Genomic DNA, 19,293 nt, shown 5'->3' on the forward strand with positions numbered 1-19,293 from the left:
GCCTTTGGAAATAAGGCGATTCCTTCCATTCCTGGACGCCTTTGAAGAGCAAAGGTGACCAACTTCTCAGTGCAAAAGAGGTCCGATGGGCAGGAGATGACCTTGACTTCGTGGAAAAAATCTTCCGCGATTTGCGGCGTGGCGATTGTCCAGAGGGCCTTGAATACCTAGCGTGCACACAAGATGCCGGTCAAATGGCCGGCTCCGGAAGTTCATTGGAAGGGAAGCTAGTGAACAAGACTGAGCTGATCGACGCGCTCGCTGCGCGTTTCGAGGGGAACCGCAAGGCGGCAGCGCACGCGCTCGAATCGGTGCTCGACACCATCACGCGTGAGGTCGTCAAGGGCGAGAAGGTGGCCATCACCGGATTCGGGTCGTTCGAGAAGCGCGTTCGCGATGCTCGTTGGGTCCGCAACCCGCGCACCGGTGAGCGGCTCAAGGCCAAGAAGACCGCCGTGCCGAAGTTCACCGCGGGCGCCGACCTCAAGAACATCGTCTCCGGAGCCAAGAAGCTGCCCAAGCTGACGGTGAAGAAGGCTGCTGCTCCGGTGAAGAAGGCCGCCGCAGCCGCTCCCGCCGCCAAGAAGACGGCCACCAAGGCTGCTGCTCCGGCGAAGAAGACGGCGACCAAGGCCGCCGCCAAGAAGGCGCCCGCGAAGAAGACGGCCACCAAGGCCGCTGCTCCGGCGAAGAAGACGGCGACCAAGGCCGCCGCCAAGAAGGCGCCCGCGAAGAAGACCGCCACCAAGGCCGCTGCTCCTGCCAAGAAGACGGCCACCAAGGCCGCTGCTCCGGCGAAGAAGACGGCGACCAAGGCCGCCGCCAAGAAGGCGCCGGCCAAGAAGGCGCCCGCGAAGACGGCTGCCAAGAAGGCCCCGGCCAAGAAGGCCCCGGCGAAGAAGGCCACCGCCAAGAAGGCTGCCAAGTAGCAGCGAACCACGAAGGGCCGTTGTGGCTCAGTCCTGGTGACTGGGCCGCAGCGGCCCTTTCGCATCGCCTGCGCTCGCGCTGGCGATCGGCGGCAGGAGGGCCTGCCGAGGACGGGCCGTCAGGTCTGCTCGTCGATGCCGACCGCGGCGCGGGTGTGGGAGCCGACCCCGAGCACGATCGCCTTCGCCAGGTCAATCGCGTCGTCGACGTCCTGTCGCAGGGTGCGCAGTGTCCCCACGATCTCCTCGGCACCCCCGTCGAGATGCCGTTGTGCGGAGTCCAGGCCGAATCTCGGGGCGAAGTCGTCGGCCCGGGATGCGTGGTAGAGCACGGTGCCGGTGCCGGCCGCATCGCGAACGAACGCGGTGCCTGCCGGCGCCGCCGTCAGCGCGGCATCGAGGTCGGAGCCCTGCAAGGACGGCAGATCCGCGCACAGCGCGGCGATCGCCGAGCCCGGCCAACGTCGCTCGGCCTCCAACGCAGCCTGAGTGAGGCTGGCATTGAGATCGCCGCTGACGCCGTCCGGGATCACCGTGCAGCCCGCCTCGCGGGCGAGCGCGGCGAACCTGAAGTCGTCGGTCACCACGAGCACCGCGGCGACACGGCTGGCGGAGCGCACCGCGGCGATGGCGTCGAGGGCGAACGCGGTGGCCAGGGCCACCCGTTGCTGATCAGGGAGGTCGCCGAGTCTCGACTTGCCGACCTGGGGTGGCTTGACCGGGATCAGCACAACGTGGTGGGCAGGGCTCGACATGATGGTCGATTCTCTCATCACGATGCGAAGTGTGCGTGGCCGGGAGCGGACAGGAGCACTAGCGAGTAACCTGCTGGTCGAGGTTGGCGACGTCAGGAAGGGGCAGTGCCGCGTGAGGGTGCGTAAGCTCGATCGGCCACGAGGCTGGGGCTTTGTGGTCGGGGCCGCGATCCTCAAGCCGTTGCTCTTCGCCACGACCAGGCATCAGTGGATCGACGGGACGAAGATCCCGGCGACGGGTGGCTGCGTGTTGGTCGTCAACCACATGACCCACGTCGACCCGCTCACCACGGCGCACTTCGTCTACGACCACGGACGCCTGCCGCGGTATCTGGCCAAGGCGGGGCTCTTCAAGAGCAAGGTGCTCGGCACCTTCCTGCGCGGTGCCGGCCAGATCCCCGTCGAGCGGCTCACCACCGAGGCCGTCGGCGCCTACGCGGCGGCGGTGGCCGCCGTCGAGGCCGGCGAGTGCGTCGTGGTCTACCCCGAGGGCACCATCACCCGCGACCCGGACCTGTGGCCGATGACGGGCAAGACCGGCGCCGCGCGGATCGCGTTGGCCACCGGCTGCCCGGTGATCCCGGTCGCGCACTGGGGCGCCCAGGAGCTGCTGGCGCCCTACGCCAAGCGACCGGATCTCTTTCCTCGCAAGAAGGTCGTCTATCAGGTCGGCGACCCGGTCCCGTTGGACGACCTGCGGGCGGAGCCGATCAGCCCCGAGGTGATCCACCAGGCGACGGACCGGATCATGGACGCGATCACCGCGTTGCTGGCCGGGCTGCGAGACGAGACACCGCCGGCCGAGCGGTTCGATCCACGCAAGCGCGGGGTCAAGGAGATCGGCAATCCACACAGTGACGACGAGAAGGGCGGAGGCCGTCGATGAGCAAGGTGGCGGTATTCGGTGCAGGTTCGTGGGGAACGGCCTTCTCCATGGTGCTGGCGGACGCCGGCAGTGACGTCGCGCTGTGGGCGCGGCGCGAGGACGTGTGCGCCAACATCAACGAGCGCCACGAGAACAGCGACTACCTGCCCCAGATCGCGTTGCCGCATCAGATCAGCGCCACCCACGATCCGGAGCGGGCAGCCGCCGGTGCCGACGTCGTGGTGCTCTCGGTGCCGTCGCAGACCCTGCGTGAGAACCTCAGCAACTGGGCGACGATGATCCCGCCCGACGCCCTCGTGGTCTCGCTGATGAAGGGCGTCGAGCTCGGCACCCTGGAGCGGATGAGCGAGGTGATCAGCGACGTCGCCGACATCGATCCGCGCCGGATCGCCGTCGTCACCGGACCCAACCTGGCGAAGGAGATCGCGCGTCGTGAGCCTGCTGCCTCCGTCGTCGCCTGTGTCGACGACGACAACGTGCGCCGGCTGCAGAAGCTCACGCACAGCAAGGCGTTCCGGCCCTACACCTCCCACGACGTGGTCGGCTGCGAGGTCGGCGGTGCCTACAAGAACGTGGTGGCGCTCAGCGTCGGCATGGCGGTGGGCCTCGGCTTCGGCGACAACACCACGGCGTCGGTGATCACCCGTGGTCTGGCCGAGACCGCGCGGCTCGCCGTCGCCCTGGGCGCCAACCCGATCACCTTGATGGGGCTGGCCGGCCTGGGCGACCTGGTCGCCACCTGCTCCTCGCCCTTGTCGCGCAACCGGACCTTCGGCGAGAAGCTGGGGCAGGGGATGACCACCGAGGAGATCGTCGCCTCGACGCGTCAGGTCGCCGAGGGCGCCAAGTCGTGCAAGTCCCTGCTGGAGCTGGCCCGGCGGCACGGAATCGACGCCCCGATCGCCGAGGCCGTCGACGCCGTGATCGACGGCAAGCTCAGTGCCAACGGGCTGATGGAGGCGTTCATCGCCCGCGACACCAAGGCCGAGCTGGACTGAGGCGAACGCCTGTCGGTCGAGCGCGAGCGCTTGCGGTTCGGGCGAAGGCCGGTGCGACTACTGGAGGCTGTCGAGGCAGCGGGCGAGGTCGTCCCAGAGGTCCTCGACGTCCTCGATGCCCACCGACATCCGGACCAGGCCGTCGGGGATGGTGGCGGGCTCGGACTTCCAACGACGGCGTCGCTCGAAGGTGGACTCCACGCCGCCGAGGCTGGTGGCGTGCACCCACAGCGACGTCTTGTGGGTGAGCAGGTCCGCTGCGAGCGCGCCCTGCGCCAGCACGATCGAGATGATCGCGCCGAAGCCGGGGTAGCGCACCTCGCCGACGGCGGGGTGCTCGCCGAGGCGGCGGACCAGCTCCTGGGCGTTGGCCTGAGCGCGCTCCACCCGCAGGTGCAGGGTGCGCAGACCCCGCAGGGCCAGGTAGGACTCCATCGGGCCGGGGACGGCGCCGATCATGTCGCGACGCCCCTTCAACACCTTGAAGAGCTCCTCGTCGCGGGTGAGCACCGCACCCATCAGCACGTCGCTGTGACCGGAGATGTACTTCGTCGCCGAGTGCACCACCAGGTCGGCGCCCATCTCGAGTGGGCGCTGCAGGACCGGGGTGGCGAAGGTGTTGTCGACCACCAGGTAGGCACCTGCGGCATGGGCCGCCTCGCGGATCGCCGGGATGTCGGCGACCTCGAGGGCCGGGTTCGTCGGGCTCTCCAGCCAGACCAGGGCGGCGCCCTCGCAGGCCGCGAGCACGGCGTCCGCGTCGTTCAGGTCGACCAGCCGGGTGCGCAGCCGGCCACGGGCCTCCAGGTCGGCCATCTGCATGATCGTGCCGTTGTAGGAGTGCCGCGCCGCGACCACGACCTGATCGGTGCCGACCAGGTCCAGCACGGTGGCCGCCGCGGCCAGGCCGCTGGCGAAGGTGAGGCACTGCCCGCCCTCGAGCGCGCCGAGGGCCTCCTCGAACGCCGTCCAGGTGGGGTTGCCGTAGCGGCCGTACTCGACGTCGCCGCCCGCCACGTAGGTGGAGGCGAAGGTGACCGGCACGCTGAAGGGGGCGTCCGGCTCGCTGGCCGGGCGGCCCGCCGTGACGGCGACGGTCGTGGGGCGGTAGGAGGCTGCGTCGTGGTCGTTGGCCATGCTTCTCAGCCTAGTGGCGGCGTTCGCGGGCCCGAGCCCGGTAGGCGATGATGGAGCCGTGACCGACGCGAACGCCATCCAGCCCGACGCCACCCTCGCCGCAGACATCGACGCCTGCTGCCGCCTCACCGGGGAGTTCACCCTCCGCTCGGGTCAGGTGGCCACGGAGTACTTCGACAAGTACCTCTTCGAGTCGCAGCCGGCGCTGCTGGAGCGCGTCGCCGCGCAGATGGTGGGCCTGCTCCCCGAGGGCACCGAGCTGCTCGGCGGGCTCGAGCTCGGCGGTGTGCCGATCGCCACGATGGTCAGCGCGAAGACCGGGCTGCCGGCGCTCTTCGTGCGCAAGAAGGCCAAGGAGTACGGCACCTGCAAGCTCGCCGAGGGACCCGACGTCGCGGGTCGCCGGGTCACCCTGATCGAGGACGTGATCACCACCGGCGGCGCCGTGCGCGACGCCACGCGCGAGCTGCGTGCGGCCGGTGCCATCGTCGAGACGGTGGTCTGCGCGATCGACCGCAGCCCCGAGGGCGTCAACCCGCTGGCCGACGTCGAGCTGACCGTGCTGCCCGTGCTCACCAAGGCCGACCTCGACGCTGCGCGCGCCGAGGCCTGAGCCGAACCCGCGACCCGATAGGGTCGGGGATCGTCATGAGCGATCAGCAGCCCCAGTCCAAGCCCGTCATCGCCGTCGTCTTCGGTGGCCGTTCCAGTGAGCACGTGATCTCGTGCGCCACCGCAGGCAGCGTCCTGCAAGCCATCGACCGCGACGTCTACGACGTCGTTCCGGTCGGCATCGCCACGGACGGACGCTGGGTGCTGCCCGACGCCGACCCCGAGAAGCTGCGGATCGTCAGCGCCACCGAGCTGCCCTCGGTCGCCGGTGACGCCACCCCGGTCGCGCTGACGCCGGGCGACGGCAGTGCGCGCCTCACCTCCTCGCCGGCCGGCGAGCCGCCGCAGGTGCTGGGCAACGTGGACGTCGTCTTCCCGCTGCTGCACGGCCCCTGGGGCGAGGACGGCACGCTGCAGGGCATGCTCGAGATGGCCGGGGTGCGCTACGTCGGTGCTGGCGTGCTCGCCTCGGCGGTCAGCATGGACAAGGCCTACATGAAGGTGGTGCTCAACCAGGCCGGCCTGCCCACCATGCCGTCGGTCGTCGTCACCGCGCGGGAGTGGCGGATCGACGAGGAGGGCGCCCGTGCCAAGGTCGCCGAGCTGGGCTACCCGGTCTTCGTGAAGCCGGCCCGGGCCGGGTCGTCGATGGGCATCTCCAAGGTGCACGACGCCGCTGAGCTGGAGGCCGCCATCCTCGAGGCGCAGCAGCACGACCCCAAGGTCCTCGTCGAGGGGTTCGCCGGAGGTGCCCGCGAGATCGAGTGTGGTGTGCTCGGCACCCTCGACGGCGGTGCGCAGACCAGCGTCCCGGCCGAGATCAGGATCGGCGGCGACCACGAGTTCTACGACTTCGCCGCCAAGTACCTGCCGGAGGAGAGCACCCAGCTCGACGTGCCGGCCGACCTGCCCGCCGACGTCGTCGCGCGGGTCCAGGAGCTGTCGGTCGGCGTCTTCGAGGCGGTCGGCTGTGAGGGCCTGGCCCGGGTCGACTTCTTCCTGATGCCCGACGGCTCGCTGGTCGTCAACGAGATCAACACGATGCCGGGCTTCACCCCGACCTCGATGTACCCGCGGATGTGGGCCGCCTCCGGCGTCGCCTACCCCGAGCTCGTCGAGCGTCTGATCAGCCTCGCCCTGGCCCGCGACACCGGTCTGCGCTGACCCGCGCCTCCGCGACCCGGAGATAGTCCCTGACGTTTTCGTGGTTCTCGCGCCGAAAAACCACGAAAACGTCAGGGACTATCCCGATCTCGGGGTTCAGGCGCGACGCCGAGGCGCGCTCAGACGCAGCGCTTGACCTGCTTGAGGTGGGCGAGTGCGGCGGTGGAGACCTCGGAGAGGACGCCGGCCGGTGGGCGACGCTCGGCGGGCATGTCGATGCGCACGGTGGGGCTCATCCCGATCGTGGTCATGCTGAGGTCGGCGCTGGCGTCGCCGGCTTCGTCGGGGTCGATGTACCAGCCGACGCCGTTGACCTCGTCGCAGGCGGAGAAGTCGTCGAAGCCCGACGGCATGCCGACCCCGCAGGTGACGATGGTGGCCGGGTCGCCCCAGGCCCGGGCCAGCGCGTCGCCGGGATCGGTCTCGCGCTCCTCCTCGCCCTCCAGCGTGTCGGGGAGGGCGTCGAGCAGGGCACGGCAGGCGCGGGTGTCGGCGGCGTCAGGATCGGGGGAGTCGACGTCGACGGCGCCCGAGCAGGCCGTCAGTGCAGCGAGGGAGAGCAGGGCAGCAGGGAGCAGGGCGCGAGCCGTGGAGCGAGCGCCGGTGGGGCGAAGCGTCATTCTCAGATGTGCACGACGGGGCAGGTCAAGGTGCGGGTGATGCCGTCGAGGCCCTGCACCCGTGAGACCACGAGCTGACCGAGCTCGTCGACGTTGCGCGCCTCGGCGCGCACGATCACGTCGTAGGGACCGGTGACGTCCTCAGCGAGGGTGACCCCCTCGAGCGCGGAGATGGCCCGGGCCACCTCGGCGGCCTTGCCGACGTCGGTCTGGATCAAGATGTAGGCCTGTACCGTCATCGTCGCTCCCTGGGGTTCCCCGGTGGTGCGTTGTGCCCCACTCCACGCCAACCTACCGCGCGATGCGGGCGTGTCGACACCTCCACCCTGGGTGCGCTGCGATGGGATGGGGCTCATGCCTACCGCTCCACTGGATCCTGCCCTCCCGCTCTCCGAGGCCGGGGAGTTCCCGCTGATCGCAGCGATCACCGAGATCTTCGAGCAGGGCGAGTCGGTGCTGGTCGGCCCCGGTGACGACGCCGCAGTGGTGCGGATCCGCAACGGCCACATCGTGGTCTCCACCGACCTTCTGGTGGAGGGGCGTCACTTCCGTCGCGACTGGGTGCCGGCCGTCGACGTCGGGGCCCGGGCCGCGGCCCAGAACCTCTCCGACATCAACGCGATGGGCGGTGTCGCGCACTCCCTCACCGTGGGCCTGGCGGCTCCGGCGGACCTCACCGTCGGCTGGGTGCTGGACTTCGCCCGCGGCTTCGCGGCCGAGTGCGCGAAGGTGGGCGCGAGCGTGGTGGGCGGAGACGTCACCGCCTCCAACCAGCTGACCATCGCCGTCACCGTGATCGGCGGCTGCACGGTCGCGCCGGTGCTCCGCTCCGGGGCCGAGCCGGGCGACGTGGTCGCGCTCTGCGGTCGTCAGGGCTGGTCGGCCGGCGGCCTCGCGGTGCTGGCGCGCGGCTTCCGCTCGCCACGTGCCCTGGTCGAGGCCTACCGCCGTCCCGAGCCGCCCTACGACGCCGGCCGGACGGCGGCCGAGGCCGGCGCGAGCGCGATGATCGACGTCTCCGACGGCCTGGTCGCGGACGCCGGGCACATCGCGCGTGCCTCCGAGGTCGGCATCGACCTGAGCTCGGCGCGGTTCGAGGTGGCCGAGCCGCTGCATGCGGTGGGCGCTGCGCTCGGGATGGACCCGATCCAGTTCGTGCTGGGCGGGGGAGAGGACCACTCGCTGCTGGCGACCTTCCCGGCGGACACGGCCCTGCCCGAGGGCTGGCAGATCGTGGGCCAGGTCAGCGAGCCCGGTCTCGACGGCCCCGGCGTCACCGTGGACGGCGCGCCCTACGAGGGCAGCGCGGGGTGGACGCACTTCTAGCCGACGCTCAATGTGACCTCAGCGCTGGCCTGAGGCCGTTCTAGGAGCTGTGAGGTCACATTGAGCTAAATGAGCGAGGCCCCGAACCTGACGGTCCGGGGCCTCAACTGATGGAGCGTGAGGTCAGCGCGAGACCTTGCCGGCCTTGAGGCAGCCGGTGCACACGTTGAGGCGCTTGGGAGCACCGTTGACCGTGGCGCGAACGCGCTGGATGTTGGGGTTGAACCGACGCTTCGTGATCTTGCGCGACCACGGGCGGTTGTTGCCGAAGCCGGGCTTCTTGGCGCAGATGTCGCAGACGGCAGCCACCGTGTACTCCTGAATGGATCGAGGTTAGGAAACTTGTGAGTCGAGCTCCACATCGCAGGCGAGGGCCGCTCGAGCAACCGAGGTAGCGTATCTGATCAACGCCGAAAGCCTGAAATCCGCAGGAGATGAAGGTGCCTCACCTGCTGTCGCGGAGCCGCGACAAGGTCTATGGTGCCACACCCGGCTGGGCCGAACCATTAGGGTGACACCGCTGCTGAGATCCGGACGGCGGCCGACGTCGGCGTGATGAGTGGAGGAGGGCGATTCGTGGTCGAGAACACGCCCACCGACCTGCCGACCCTGGTCCGCTTCGCCGAGAGCGCCACCTCCGCCCTGGCGCTGGCGCGTGAGGAGATCGATGCGCTCAACGTCTACCCGGTCCCGGACGGCGACACCGGCACCAACCTCTTCCTGACCGTCTCCGCGGCCCGTGACGCCGTGCTCGAGGTCTGCAGCACCTCGACCGAGGTGGAGCGCGAGAAGCTGGGCGCGGCGTACGCCGCCTTCGCCCGTGGCGCGCTGATGGGCGCTCGTGGCAACTCCGGCGTGATCCTGAGCCAGTTGCTCGGCGCGATGGCGCAGCGGCTGGCCGAGGTCGGGCCGGACGACGAGGACCAGGCGGCCGCGTGGGCGGACGCGATGGTCAAGGCCACCGACGCCAGCTACGAGGCGGTCGGCACCCCGGTCGAGGGCACCATCCTCACCGTCGCCCGTGCCGCCGCCGATGCTGCGGTCGCGGCGATCCCGGCGACGCCGGGCCCGAACCCCCGTCACGGCGTGGCCGCGGTGATCACCGCCGCCGCCGAGGCCGCCCGCAAGGCGCTGGCCCGCACCCCCGAGCAGCTGCAGGTGCTCGCGGACGCCGGTGTCGTCGACGCCGGTGGTCGGGGCCTGTGCGTGGTGCTGGACGCGCTCGAGACGGTGCTCACCGGACGTCGTCCTCTGGAGACGGCCGCGGCGCTCGGGCAGCGCAGCATCCCGGTGCCGTTGCCGACCGGCGACCTCACCGCCGACGGTCCCGCCTACGAGGTGATGTACCTGCTCAACGCCGAGGACGAGCAGATCCCCGGGCTGCGCGCGGTGCTGGCCGGCCTGGGTGACTCGCTGGTCGTGGTCGGCGGCGGCGGGCTCTGGAACGTCCATGTCCACGTGGACGACGTCGGCGCCGCCATCGAGGCCGGCATCGAGGCCGGGCGCCCGCACCGGGTGCGGGTCACCCACTTCGCCGAGCAGATCGCCGAGGCGCGCCCGCGCACGCCGTCGGTGGAGGGACGCCGGATCGTCGCGGTCGCGGCGGGCGACGGCCTGGCCGAGCTCTTCGCCGAGGCGGGCGCCGTGGTGGTCCGCGGCGGCCCTGGCGAGCGGCCGAGCACCGGCATGCTGCTGCAGGCGATCCGCGACGCCGGCGTGGCCGAGGTGGTCGTGCTGCCCAACGACCCCGACTCGGTCCGCGTGGCGGAGATCGCGGCCCGCACCGCGGAGGACGAGGACGGCCTCCGGGTCGCGGTGATCCCCAGCCAGGCGCAGGTCCAAGGACTCGCCGCGGTCGCCGTCCACGAGCCCGGGCGCTCCTTCGACCAGGACGTGCTGCACATGACCGCGACCGCGAGCCATGCCCGGCACGGCGCGGTCACCGTCGCCGCCAAGCAGGCGATCACGATGGCCGGTCCGTGTGAGCCCGGCGACGTGCTGGGCGTGATCGAGGGCGACTTCGCGATCGTCGGCGCCGAGCTCGGAGCGGTCGCGGCCGGGATCGTCGACCGCCTCCTCGGCGGTGGTGGCGAGCTGGTCACCCTGGTCGCCGGGGTCGGCGGCGCGGAGCTGGCGTCGTGGTGCGAGGAGTACGTCGAGTCGGAGCACCCGACTGTCGACGTCGTGGTGTACGACGGGGGACAGGAGCGGTATCCGTTGCTGCTCTCGGTCGAATGACGTCGGAGGCACGATGAGCACGATCACCCTGGACTCGCCGATCGCCTCGGTGCTGGGCTCCACGGGCAAGGACAAGAAGAAGGTCGAGGCCTTCGTCGACAAGCTCGGGCTGCGCACCGTGGGCGATCTGCTCTGGCACTTCCCGCGCACCTACCTGCAGACCGGCGAGATCAGCCAGGTCGACCAACTCGTCGAGGGCCAGCCGCTGGCGGTGGTCGCCGAGGTGATCAGTGCCAAGGCGTTCAGCTTCACCAACCGGGCCAACGGGCGTCAGGGCAACCGCACCGAGCTGGTGGTCGCCACCAGCGGGGTGCGGCTGAAGCTGACCCTCTTCGCGAAGTCGCGCCACGTCGCGGAGTGGCACGTCGGCCAATGGCAGCCCGGCACCAAGGGCGTCTTCACCGGCAAGGTCAGCCGGTTCCGCGAGCAGTGGCAGCTCGCCCATCCGCAGATGGTCCGGATCACCGGTCAGGCGCAGGACCACCGCGAGGAGTCGGCCCTGCTGCTCGCCGAGACGATGCGCGGGCTCTTCCCGATCTACCCGACGACGGCGCCGATCGAGACCTGGGACATCGCCCGGGTGATCACCTTCGCGCTGAGCGTCCTCGACGACCTGCCCGACCCGCTCGGCAAGCAGGTCCCCGCCCAGTACGGGCTGGTAGACCTCAGCACCGCGTTGCGCGGCATCCACCTCCCCGACGACCGCCGTGAGCTGGAGGCGGCGCAACGCCGGTTCCGCTTCGGCGAGGCGTTGGTGACCCAGCTGGTGCTGGCCCGCCGCCGGGCGGCGACCCGGGTGCTGGGCGCTCAGCGCCGGGTCGGCGGCGGCAAGCTGCTGGCCTCCTTCGACGCCGCCCTGCCGTTCGAGCTGACGGCGGGCCAGCGGGAGGTGGGCGAGCAGATCGAGGCCGACCTCGCCGAGCCGCACCCGATGAACCGGCTGCTCCAGGGCGAGGTGGGCTCCGGCAAGACCCTCGTCGCGCTGCGCGCCATGATGCGGGTGGTCGACTCGGGTGGTCAGTGCGTGCTGCTGGCGCCGACCGAGGTGCTGGCGGCCCAGCACTACCGCTCGATCGTCGCCCTGATGGGCGACCTCGCGGCCGGCGGTCTGCTCGGCGGCTCCGAGCACGGCACCACGGTCACCCTGCTCACCGGCTCGATGAACAAGGCGCAGCGCACCCGCGCGCTCTCCGCGATGGCCAGCGGCGAGGCCGGGATCGCGATCGGCACCCACGCGCTGCTCGAGGAGCACGTCCAGTTCGCCGACCTCGGCCTGGTGGTGGTCGACGAGCAGCACCGCTTCGGCGTCGAGCAGCGCGCGGCGCTCACCGACAAGGCGATCATGCCGCCGCACCTGCTGGTGATGACCGCGACGCCGATCCCGCGCACCGTGGCGATGACGGTCTTCGGCGACCTGGAGGTCTCCACGCTGCGCGAGCTGCCGGCCGGTCGCGCCCCGATCCAGACCAGCGTGGTCCCGCTGCGCGACCAGCCGGCCTGGTGGGACCGGGTCTGGGCGCGGGTCCGCGAGGAGGTCGGCAAGGGCCACCAGGCCTATGTGGTCGCGCCCCGGATCGGCGGCGACGACGCGGAGGAGGGCCAGGTCGACGCGATCGACGTCGACGAGGCGGGGGAGCAGCTGCCCGGCGTGCGTGAGGGGGAGCTCAGCTCGGTCGAGAGCCTCGCGCCCGATCTTGCCGACGGCCCGCTGGCCGGCCTGCGGGTGGCCATCCTGCACGGCCGCCTCGCCGGCGAGGAGAAGGACCGCGTGATGCGGGCCTTCGCCGCCGGCGAGATCGACGTGCTGATCTCGACCACGGTGATCGAGGTCGGCGTGGACGTCGCCAACGCCACCACCATGGTGCTGATGGACGCCGACCGCTTCGGCATCTCCCAGTTGCACCAGCTGCGTGGCCGGGTGGGTCGTGGCGGCCTGCCCGGGCTCTGTCTGCTGGTCACCCAGGCAGAGCGCGGCTCACCGGCGCGTGAGCGGCTCGACGCCGTCGCGGCCAGCACCGACGGCTTCGAGCTCTCCCTGCTCGACCTGCAGCAGCGCCGCGAGGGCGACGTGCTCGGTGCCGGCCAGTCCGGCTACCGCAGCAGCCTGCAGTTCCTCAAGGTGCTGCGCGACGAGAAGACCATCCTGGAGGCGCGCGGCGCCGCCGAGGAGCTGATGGCTGCCGACCCCGACCTGCTCACCGAGCCGGGGCTGCGCGATCAGGTGACGGCCCTCGAGCTGTCGACCAAGTCCGACTACATGGAGCGCTCGTGACCAGAATCATCGGCGGCACGGCCGGTGGCCGCCGCCTGGAGACCCCGCGCGGATCGGACCTCACCAGGCCCACCTCGGACCGGGTCCGCGAGGCTCTCTTCTCCTCCATCGAGGCGTGGTGCGGCTCCTGGCAGGGGCTGCGGGTGCTCGACCTGTACGCGGGCACCGGCGCGGTCGGCCTGGAGGCGCTCTCTCGGGGCGCGGCGGCGCTCACCCTCGTCGAGCACGATCGCCCCACCGCGGCCCTGATCAGCCGCAACGCGCGGGCGCTGGGCTTCGACGCCACGGTGATCGCCGCCAGCGTGGGCACCACGCTGCGCACGCCGCCGGCCGAGCCGTTCGACCTGGTCTTCCTGGACCCGCCCTACCCGATGCCGAACAGCGACGTCGAGGCGGCGCTCGCTGCCCTGGTGCAGAACCGATGGCTGGCACCCGACGCCCTGGTGGTGGTGGAGCGGGCCAAGCGCACGGGCCTGCCACGCTGGCCGGAGGGCATCGAGCCGGGCCGGGAGCGGCGCTACGGCGAGACCGTGCTGGGATATGGTCACACCTCACCGTGAGTGTCCACGCAGCAGTTAGGGAGAACAGTGCGTAGAGCGGTCTGCCCCGGTTCCTTCGACCCGGTGACCAACGGCCACATCGACGTGATCGGCCGGGCGGCCGAGCTGTTCGACGAGGTGATCGTCGCGGTCGGCGTCAACAAGTCGAAGAACCGGCTCTTCTCGCCCGAGGAGCGGATGGACATGCTCGCCGAGGCCTGCCGCGGCATGAGCAACGTCCGCGTCGACGGCTTCACCGGCCTGCTCACCTCCTACTGCCAGGAGCGCGACGTGCGCGCGATCGTGAAGGGCCTGCGCGCGGTCTCCGACTTCGAGTACGAGCTGCAGATGGCGCAGATGAACTCCTCGCTGGCCGAGGTCGAGACCGTCTTCGTGCCGACCAGCCCCGAGTACTCGTTCCTGGCCTCGAGCCTGGTCAAGGAGGTCGCGATGTTCGGTGGCGACGTCTCCGGTCTGGTGCCCGACTTCGTCCGCGAGCGACTGGTCGTCCGCCTGGCGGAGCGTCGCCGCGCGGGCGAGGGCTGAGCGTTTTGCTGAGGAACCCGGATGCCAGGTAGCCTTGGCGTGATTTGTACGGCGTGGGACGTGGAGAAGTGAACCAGACGCAGTTGGACCCGAGAGCGCCGCTCGTGCTCGATACACGCGAGCTCGGCCGCCGCCCGGGGTCTCAGCGTGAGGAACATCGATCCGTGCCCGCGCCTACAGATCTCGGCATCGAGGTCCTCGCCGTCCCCGAAGGCTCGCCGGTCGAACTCGACCTGCGGCTGGAGGCGGTCGTCGAGGGCGTGCTCGTCACCGGTACGGCGACCGCCGCACTGGAGGGCGAGTGTGTACGGTGCCTGGAGCCGTTGACTGACCAGCTCAGCACGCGGTTCCAGGAGCTCTTCCTCAACGAGGACGGGGACGCAGTCCCCGAAGACGACGAGGAGAGCGGTGTCGGCCGGCTGGTGGGAGACCTGATCGACCTCGAGCCGTTTCTGCGGGATGCGGTGGTGCTTGCACTGCCCTTCCAGCCGCTGTGTGAGGATGACTGTCCTGGGTTGTGCATCGAATGTGGTGCGCGGCTGAAGGACGACCCCGAGCACGGGCATGAGGAGCCGATCGACCCCCGTTGGGCGGGTCTGACGGGCTTCTCGGCCGAGCCGGACAACAAAGACTGAAACAAGCAGTGGCAGACCGCGACACGCGGACTGCACAATCACGAGGAGAAGAACTGTGGCTGTCCCGAAGCGGAAGATGTCGCGCAGCAACACGCGTCACCGTCGCTCGCAGTGGAAGGCCGTCGCGCCGTCCCTGGTGAACTGCGCGAACCCCGCCTGCGATGCCAAGCACCTCCCGCACCGTGCGTGCGGCGAGTGCGGCCAGTACGGCGCGCGCAGCGACCGTCGTCAGGTCCTCTGAGCCTTCGGGCACTAGAACCCTGACCGACTACGCAGGCCTGCGAGCAGCGCTCGGGAATCCAGAGCTGGATCCCGAGCTGCTCGTGCGTGCGCTCACGCATCGCTCGTACGCCTACGAGAACGGCGGCCTGCCCACCAACGAGCGCCTGGAGTTCCTGGGCGACTCGGTGCTGGGCGTCGTCGTCACCGAAACACTGTTCCGGACGCACCCCGACCTGTCGGAGGGGCGTCTGGCGAAGTTGCGTGCCGCCGTGGTCAACGCTCGCGCGTTGGCGACGGTGGCACGCACCATCGGTCTCGGCGAGCACATCATGCTCGGCCGGGGCGAGGACACCACCGGAGGCCGCGAGAAGGCCTCGATCCTGTCCGACACCGTGGAAGCGGTGATCGGCGCGATCTACATCAGCGGTGGCTTCGAGAACGCCGGCCGGGTGATCCACCTGCTCTTCGACCCGCTGATGGCCGAGGCCGCGGAGCTGGGCGCCGGTCTGGACTGGAAGACCTCCCTGCAGGAGCTCTCCGCCGAGCGCAGCCTCGGCGTTCCCGAGTATGTGATCGAGTCCGAGGGGCCCGACCACATGAAGTCGTTCACCGCCCAGGTGCGGGTGGGCGGCAGCCTCTACGGGCACGGCGTCGGCCGCTCGAAGAAGGAGGCCGAGCAGCAGGCGGCGGAGACCGCCTACGGCGAGATCAAGGCGACGCCGATCGCCGGCGCTGCCGCCGATGCCTGAGCTGCCCGAGGTCGAGGTCGTCCGCCGCGGTGTCGAGGCACACGCGGTCGGCGCCCGGATCGAGCGGGTCGACGTCCTGCATGATCGTCCGGTCCGTCGTGACCCGGGCGGTGCGAGTGGCTTCGCCGCGGCGATGACCGGACGCCGGATCGTCGAGGCCCGGCGCCGGGGCAAGTACCTCTGGCTGCCGCTGGACAACGGCGACGCCCTGATGACCCATCTGGGGATGAGCGGCCAGCTGCTGGTGCAGCAGCCGGGCGCCGGCGACGAGCGGCACCTGCGGGTCCGCTTCACCCTGCGCGACGACGCCGGCGCGATGCGCGAGCTGCGCTTCGTGGACCAGCGGATGTTCGGCGGGGTCTGGACGTCGCCGGGTGGTGCCGAGCTGCCGGCCGAGATCGAGCACATCGCCCGCGACCTGCTCGACGAGCGGTTCGACCTCGACGACTTCGTGGCCCGGGTGCGCCGGCGCAGCTCGGGGATCAAGCGGCTGCTGCTCGACCAGACCCTGGTCAGCGGTGTCGGCAACATCTACGCCGACGAGGCGCTGTGGCGCGCGCGGCTGCACGGGGAGCGGCCGGGCGCGCGGTTGACCGCGCGCCAGGTGCGCGAGCTCGCCGCCCACGCCCGTGAGGTGATGGAGGCGGCCCTGGCCCAGGGCGGCACCTCCTTCGACGCGCTCTACGTGAACGTCAACGGCGAGAGCGGCTACTTCGACCGCTCGCTGCACGCCTACGGCCGCCAGGACGAGCCCTGCGAGCGGTGCGGGACGCCGATCCGGCGGGTCGCCTTCATGAACCGCTCCTCGTACTTCTGCCCGCGCTGCCAGCCGCGCCCGAGGCAGCGCAGGCTCACCTCAGATTGACGCCTGCCCTCCCGCGTGCGACTCTTGAAGACGGCCCGGTTCGCGCACACGCGCCCGGCAGGTTCAGTTCTTCGAAAGGGCTCTTCATGGCCAAGGCGCTTCTCGGCTACATGAGCAGCGACCGCTCCACCATCCGGCACACCGTCGAGCGTCTGGTTGCCGACAACCAGCAGCTGCGTCGTCAGGTGGCGGAGTTGGAGGCACGTCTCGAGCGGGTTCAGGCGGAGAACGCCGAGCTCACCTCCGCTCAGGCTGCCGTGCTCCTGGAGCCGATCGAGGAGATGCAGCCCGCCTGATCGCAGGCCCTGCCTGCTGTGTCGGTCGGGTGTGACAGGCTGGTCCCATCATGGCCGGACCACGCGCAGCAGACGTCCTCGGACGCATCACCCTCGTCAGCGGCTCCGAGGAGTTCCTCAGCGAGCGCAGCGTCGCCGCGGTGCGTGCCGCGGTGCGCTCCCACGACCCCGAGTTCGAGTTCGCGGAGTCGATGGCCGGTGACCTGACGATGGCGACGTTGGGGGAGATGTCCGCTCCGTCGCTCTTCTCGGCCACCCGCTGCGTGGTGGTCCGCGCGCTGGAGAACCTGCCCGAGGAGTCCGTCGAGGGCCTGCTGGCGTACGCCGCGGCACCGGTCGAGGACGTCGCCCTGGTGCTGGTGCACGGTGGTGGCCAGAAGGGCACCGGCGTGCTGAACAAGCTGCGCAAGGTGCCCGCGGTGACCGAGGTGAAGTCCCAGTCGCTGAAGCCTTCGGAGTTCGGCAAGTTCGTGGTCGGCGAGGCGCGTGCCGCAGGCGCGCGGATGGACGACGAGGCGGCCGCCTTCCTGGTCCAGGCCGTCGGCCAGGACCTGCGTGCCCTCGCCGCGGCGGTCGACCAGCTGGCCAACGACTTCCATGGCGAGCCGTTGGACATCGAGCGCGTCAAGCGCTACTTCGGCGGGCGCGCGGAGGCCAAGTCCTTCGCGGTAGCCGACGCCGCCTTCTACGGGCGGCGCTCTGCGGCGCTGGAGGAGCTGCGCTGGGCGCTGGACGGCGGCACCGCGGCCGTGCTTGTGACCTCCGCCTTCGCCGGTAGCGCTCGCGGCCTGGCTCGCTACATCTCCGCCCCGCGCGGGATGCGCGAGGGGGAGTTGGCCAAGGAGGTCGGCGTGCCGCCCTGGAAGCTGCGCACGCTGCGTGACCAGGCGCGTGGCTGGAGCCGCGACGGCATCGCCGGCGCGATCAACGCGGTGGCCCGTGCCGACGCCGACATCAAGGGCGCCGCGCACGACCCGGCCTACACCCTCGAGCGGCTGGTGCTCACCATCGCGGATCTCCGCGACGGCCGCTGAGGCGTGCTCCGGTAGGCCCCCGCCAGGCGGAACGTCAGCAAATGCGAGAAGGCGCCGCTCCGAGGAGCAGCGCCTTCTTCAAGCGTGGGTGCCGATCAGAGGCTGGCAGCCTGCTTCGCGATGGCCGACTTGCGGTTGGCGGCCTGGTTCTTGTGGATGACGCCCTTGGAAGCGGCCTTGTCCAGCTTGCGGCCGGCCTCGCGCGCTGCAGCAACAGCGGCGTCCTTGTCGCCACCAGCGGCAAGCTCACGGAACTTGCGGACGGCGGACTTCAGACCGGTCTTGACAGCCTTGTTGCGCTCGCGCGCAATCTCGTTCTGTCGGTTCCGCTTGATCTGGGACTTGATGTTAGCCACTAGCCTGAGCCTCGATTTGTTGAAGGTACTACGGTCACGGGAAGTTCTGGGTGCGGTGCGTGCGCACGCCGCCAGGGCAGGCACCACACACGCGAATGGAAACTCTAACAGCGGCGCTCGGCAGGCTCAAATCGGAGCCCTAGGGCCGAGGCCATCCGCGGCGGCGGCAGAGCCAGTCCGCTGCGGCAACGGTAAGGCGTCGCTGGTGCTCGCGCAGAAACGGCGAGTTGTGGGGCACCGGGCGCGAGCAGGCCCGGGCGTACCAGGTGAGCTGCAGGGCGAGGAGTGCGTCGACGTGCTCGGTGCGCACGCCGGCCAGCGTGGGGAGGGTGCTCAGCAGCGCCTCGGCGTCGACGCCATCCGCGTAGGCGCTGGTCAGCAGCATCACGGCGTCGAGCCAGCCGGCCCCGCGGGTGGGCCAGGCCCAGTCGGCGAGCAGGGTCTGCTCGGGGTCGAGCAGGAAGTTGTCGCCGCGAGCCTCGCTGTGCACCAGCCGGTCGCCGTCGGTCGCGGCGGGCACCAGCTCGAGGAGGTCGGCCAGGGCGTCGATCGGCAGGTCGGGGAAGGCCGCCAACGCCCAGGGCAGCGATTGGGCGACGTCGGCGAAGTCGTCCGCGAACGGCGTCAGGGGGAGGGTGTCGCCTGCCCGGTGCTCGCCGATCGTCGCGGCGACCTCCAGGCAACGGGCGAGCTCGTCGTCCTCCCAGGGTGCGAGCGGGGTCAGCCCCGGCGCGTGCTCGATCGCGAGCACCACCCAGTCGCTCTCGTGGAACCAGGTCAGCGCGGGGATCGGGAGCCGGGCGTCGAGCCGGTGCAGCCACTCGGCCTCGGTGCGGTAGGAGGCGGCGACGGCCCGCTGCGCCTGGACGGAGGCGGCCTTGACGAAGTGCCGGCCGCCGTCGTCGGTGGTGAGCACCGAGGCGAACCCGGGGGTGAAGCCCTGCTGGCAGGAGGTCGCCTCGACGACAGTGCCGACCTGGCGCTCCACCTCGCCGCGGATGTGCGGCGGCAGGAAGCGCCACTCCAGGCGGTGCGCGGTGCGCTCGGGGAGCACGGAGACGGTCAGCACCCGACCATCCAACCCGACCCGGGCGCGAAAAAGGCGCGATGACGA

23 protein-coding genes are annotated in these 19,293 nt (G+C 70.8%); 16 read left to right on the forward strand and 7 right to left on the reverse strand.

Going from position 1 to position 19,293, the window contains the following annotated elements; all coding sequences use genetic code 11:
* The first annotated feature begins 230 nt into the window (after positions 1-230).
* Complete coding sequence (locus tag ABD151_RS20595; RefSeq protein WP_343996737.1) at positions 231-929, forward strand: HU family DNA-binding protein; 699 nt, start codon at positions 231-233, stop codon at positions 927-929.
* Between the two features lie 119 nt (positions 930-1,048).
* Here ABD151_RS20595 and cofC read toward each other — a convergent pair whose 3' ends face one another.
* Positions 1,049-1,684 (reverse strand): 2-phospho-L-lactate guanylyltransferase, encoded by a 636-nt coding sequence (cofC, locus tag ABD151_RS20600; protein WP_343996738.1) that lies wholly within the window; start codon positions 1,682-1,684, stop codon positions 1,049-1,051.
* 154 nt (positions 1,685-1,838) lie between these two features.
* On the opposite strand from cofC, the gene ABD151_RS20605 reads away from it, so the two are divergent.
* A complete protein-coding gene (locus tag ABD151_RS20605) occupies positions 1,839-2,570 on the forward strand; it encodes a lysophospholipid acyltransferase family protein (RefSeq protein WP_343996740.1) in 732 nt (243 codons plus the stop codon).
* Positions 2,567-3,568, forward strand: coding sequence for an NAD(P)H-dependent glycerol-3-phosphate dehydrogenase (locus ABD151_RS20610; protein WP_343996741.1), 1,002 nt, complete (start codon positions 2,567-2,569; stop codon positions 3,566-3,568). The genes ABD151_RS20605 and ABD151_RS20610 overlap by 4 nt, the downstream gene beginning before the upstream one ends.
* A 57-nt stretch (positions 3,569-3,625) precedes the next feature.
* Here ABD151_RS20610 and ABD151_RS20615 read toward each other — a convergent pair whose 3' ends face one another.
* Positions 3,626-4,705 carry a trans-sulfuration enzyme family protein gene (locus ABD151_RS20615; protein ID WP_343996742.1) on the reverse strand — a complete coding sequence of 360 codons (1,080 nt, stop codon included), beginning with the start codon at positions 4,703-4,705 and terminating at the stop codon, positions 3,626-3,628.
* Positions 4,706-4,763: 58 nt separating this feature from the next.
* Between ABD151_RS20615 and pyrE the strand changes: the two genes are divergently transcribed.
* Positions 4,764-5,318, forward strand: a complete 555-nt coding sequence (gene pyrE, locus ABD151_RS20620; RefSeq protein WP_343996743.1) for an orotate phosphoribosyltransferase — start codon at positions 4,764-4,766, stop codon at positions 5,316-5,318.
* Between the two features lie 35 nt (positions 5,319-5,353).
* Positions 5,354-6,481 (forward strand): D-alanine--D-alanine ligase family protein, encoded by a 1,128-nt coding sequence (locus tag ABD151_RS20625; RefSeq protein WP_343996744.1) that lies wholly within the window; start codon positions 5,354-5,356, stop codon positions 6,479-6,481.
* 119 nt (positions 6,482-6,600) lie between these two features.
* On the opposite strand, the gene ABD151_RS20630 is transcribed toward ABD151_RS20625, so the two are convergent.
* Both ABD151_RS20630 and ABD151_RS20635 read right to left on the reverse strand, forming a co-directional pair.
* Positions 6,601-7,101, reverse strand: coding sequence for a DUF3515 domain-containing protein (locus ABD151_RS20630; RefSeq protein ID WP_343996745.1), 501 nt, complete (start codon positions 7,099-7,101; stop codon positions 6,601-6,603).
* Positions 7,102-7,103: 2 nt separating this feature from the next.
* Entirely contained in the window at positions 7,104-7,340 is a 237-nt protein-coding gene (locus ABD151_RS20635; protein ID WP_343996746.1) for an Lrp/AsnC family transcriptional regulator, read from the reverse strand.
* A gap of 115 nt (positions 7,341-7,455) precedes the next feature.
* Here ABD151_RS20635 and ABD151_RS20640 point away from each other — a divergent pair, with 115 nt between their 5' ends.
* The gene (locus tag ABD151_RS20640) at positions 7,456-8,427 is read left to right on the forward strand and encodes a thiamine-phosphate kinase (RefSeq protein WP_343996747.1); all 972 of its coding nucleotides are present in this window, start codon (positions 7,456-7,458) and stop codon (positions 8,425-8,427) included.
* A gap of 123 nt (positions 8,428-8,550) precedes the next feature.
* Here ABD151_RS20640 and rpmB read toward each other — a convergent pair whose 3' ends face one another.
* A complete protein-coding gene (rpmB, locus tag ABD151_RS20645; protein WP_056676252.1) occupies positions 8,551-8,736 on the reverse strand; it encodes a 50S ribosomal protein L28 in 186 nt (61 codons plus the stop codon).
* A 267-nt stretch (positions 8,737-9,003) separates the two neighbouring features.
* Here rpmB and ABD151_RS20650 point away from each other — a divergent pair, with 267 nt between their 5' ends.
* The 10 genes from ABD151_RS20650 (at position 9,004) to holA (ending at position 17,823) form a co-directional block, all read left to right on the forward strand.
* Positions 9,004-10,665, forward strand: coding sequence for a DAK2 domain-containing protein (locus ABD151_RS20650; RefSeq protein ID WP_343996748.1), 1,662 nt, complete (start codon positions 9,004-9,006; stop codon positions 10,663-10,665).
* Positions 10,666-10,678: 13 nt separating this feature from the next.
* Complete coding sequence (locus ABD151_RS20655; protein WP_343996749.1) at positions 10,679-12,937, forward strand: ATP-dependent DNA helicase RecG; 2,259 nt, start codon at positions 10,679-10,681, stop codon at positions 12,935-12,937.
* Positions 12,934-13,497 (forward strand): 16S rRNA (guanine(966)-N(2))-methyltransferase RsmD, encoded by a 564-nt coding sequence (rsmD, locus tag ABD151_RS20660; protein WP_343996750.1) that lies wholly within the window; start codon positions 12,934-12,936, stop codon positions 13,495-13,497. Before ABD151_RS20655 ends, rsmD begins: the two co-directional genes overlap by 4 nt.
* A gap of 27 nt (positions 13,498-13,524) precedes the next feature.
* On the forward strand, positions 13,525-14,022 hold the full coding sequence (gene coaD / locus ABD151_RS20665; RefSeq protein WP_343996751.1) for a pantetheine-phosphate adenylyltransferase: 498 nt from the start codon (positions 13,525-13,527) through the stop codon (positions 14,020-14,022).
* 68 nt (positions 14,023-14,090) lie between these two features.
* Complete coding sequence (locus ABD151_RS20670) at positions 14,091-14,657, forward strand: YceD family protein (RefSeq protein ID WP_343996752.1); 567 nt, start codon at positions 14,091-14,093, stop codon at positions 14,655-14,657.
* A gap of 55 nt (positions 14,658-14,712) precedes the next feature.
* Positions 14,713-14,898, forward strand: coding sequence for a 50S ribosomal protein L32 (gene rpmF / locus ABD151_RS20675; RefSeq protein ID WP_343996753.1), 186 nt, complete (start codon positions 14,713-14,715; stop codon positions 14,896-14,898).
* Positions 14,819-15,628 carry a ribonuclease III gene (gene rnc, locus ABD151_RS20680; RefSeq protein ID WP_415630029.1) on the forward strand — a complete coding sequence of 270 codons (810 nt, stop codon included), beginning with the start codon at positions 14,819-14,821 and terminating at the stop codon, positions 15,626-15,628. The genes rpmF and rnc overlap by 80 nt, the downstream gene beginning before the upstream one ends.
* Positions 15,621-16,493 carry a bifunctional DNA-formamidopyrimidine glycosylase/DNA-(apurinic or apyrimidinic site) lyase gene (gene mutM, locus ABD151_RS20685; protein ID WP_343996755.1) on the forward strand — a complete coding sequence of 291 codons (873 nt, stop codon included), beginning with the start codon at positions 15,621-15,623 and terminating at the stop codon, positions 16,491-16,493. Before rnc ends, mutM begins: the two co-directional genes overlap by 8 nt.
* Before the next feature lie 86 nt (positions 16,494-16,579).
* Positions 16,580-16,789, forward strand: coding sequence for a hypothetical protein (locus tag ABD151_RS20690; protein ID WP_343996756.1), 210 nt, complete (start codon positions 16,580-16,582; stop codon positions 16,787-16,789).
* A gap of 50 nt (positions 16,790-16,839) precedes the next feature.
* Positions 16,840-17,823 (forward strand): DNA polymerase III subunit delta, encoded by a 984-nt coding sequence (gene holA, locus ABD151_RS20695; protein ID WP_343996757.1) that lies wholly within the window; start codon positions 16,840-16,842, stop codon positions 17,821-17,823.
* Positions 17,824-17,918: 95 nt separating this feature from the next.
* On the opposite strand, the gene rpsT is transcribed toward holA, so the two are convergent.
* The gene (gene rpsT / locus ABD151_RS20700; RefSeq protein WP_343996758.1) at positions 17,919-18,179 is read right to left on the reverse strand and encodes a 30S ribosomal protein S20; all 261 of its coding nucleotides are present in this window, start codon (positions 18,177-18,179) and stop codon (positions 17,919-17,921) included.
* 139 nt (positions 18,180-18,318) lie between these two features.
* A complete protein-coding gene (locus tag ABD151_RS20705; RefSeq protein ID WP_343996759.1) occupies positions 18,319-19,248 on the reverse strand; it encodes a phosphotransferase family protein in 930 nt (309 codons plus the stop codon).
* Between the last annotated feature and the right edge of the window lie 45 nt (positions 19,249-19,293).

Source organism: Nocardioides dubius, assembly GCF_039528155.1.
GTDB classification, from domain to species: Bacteria; Actinomycetota; Actinomycetes; order Propionibacteriales; family Nocardioidaceae; genus Nocardioides; species Nocardioides dubius.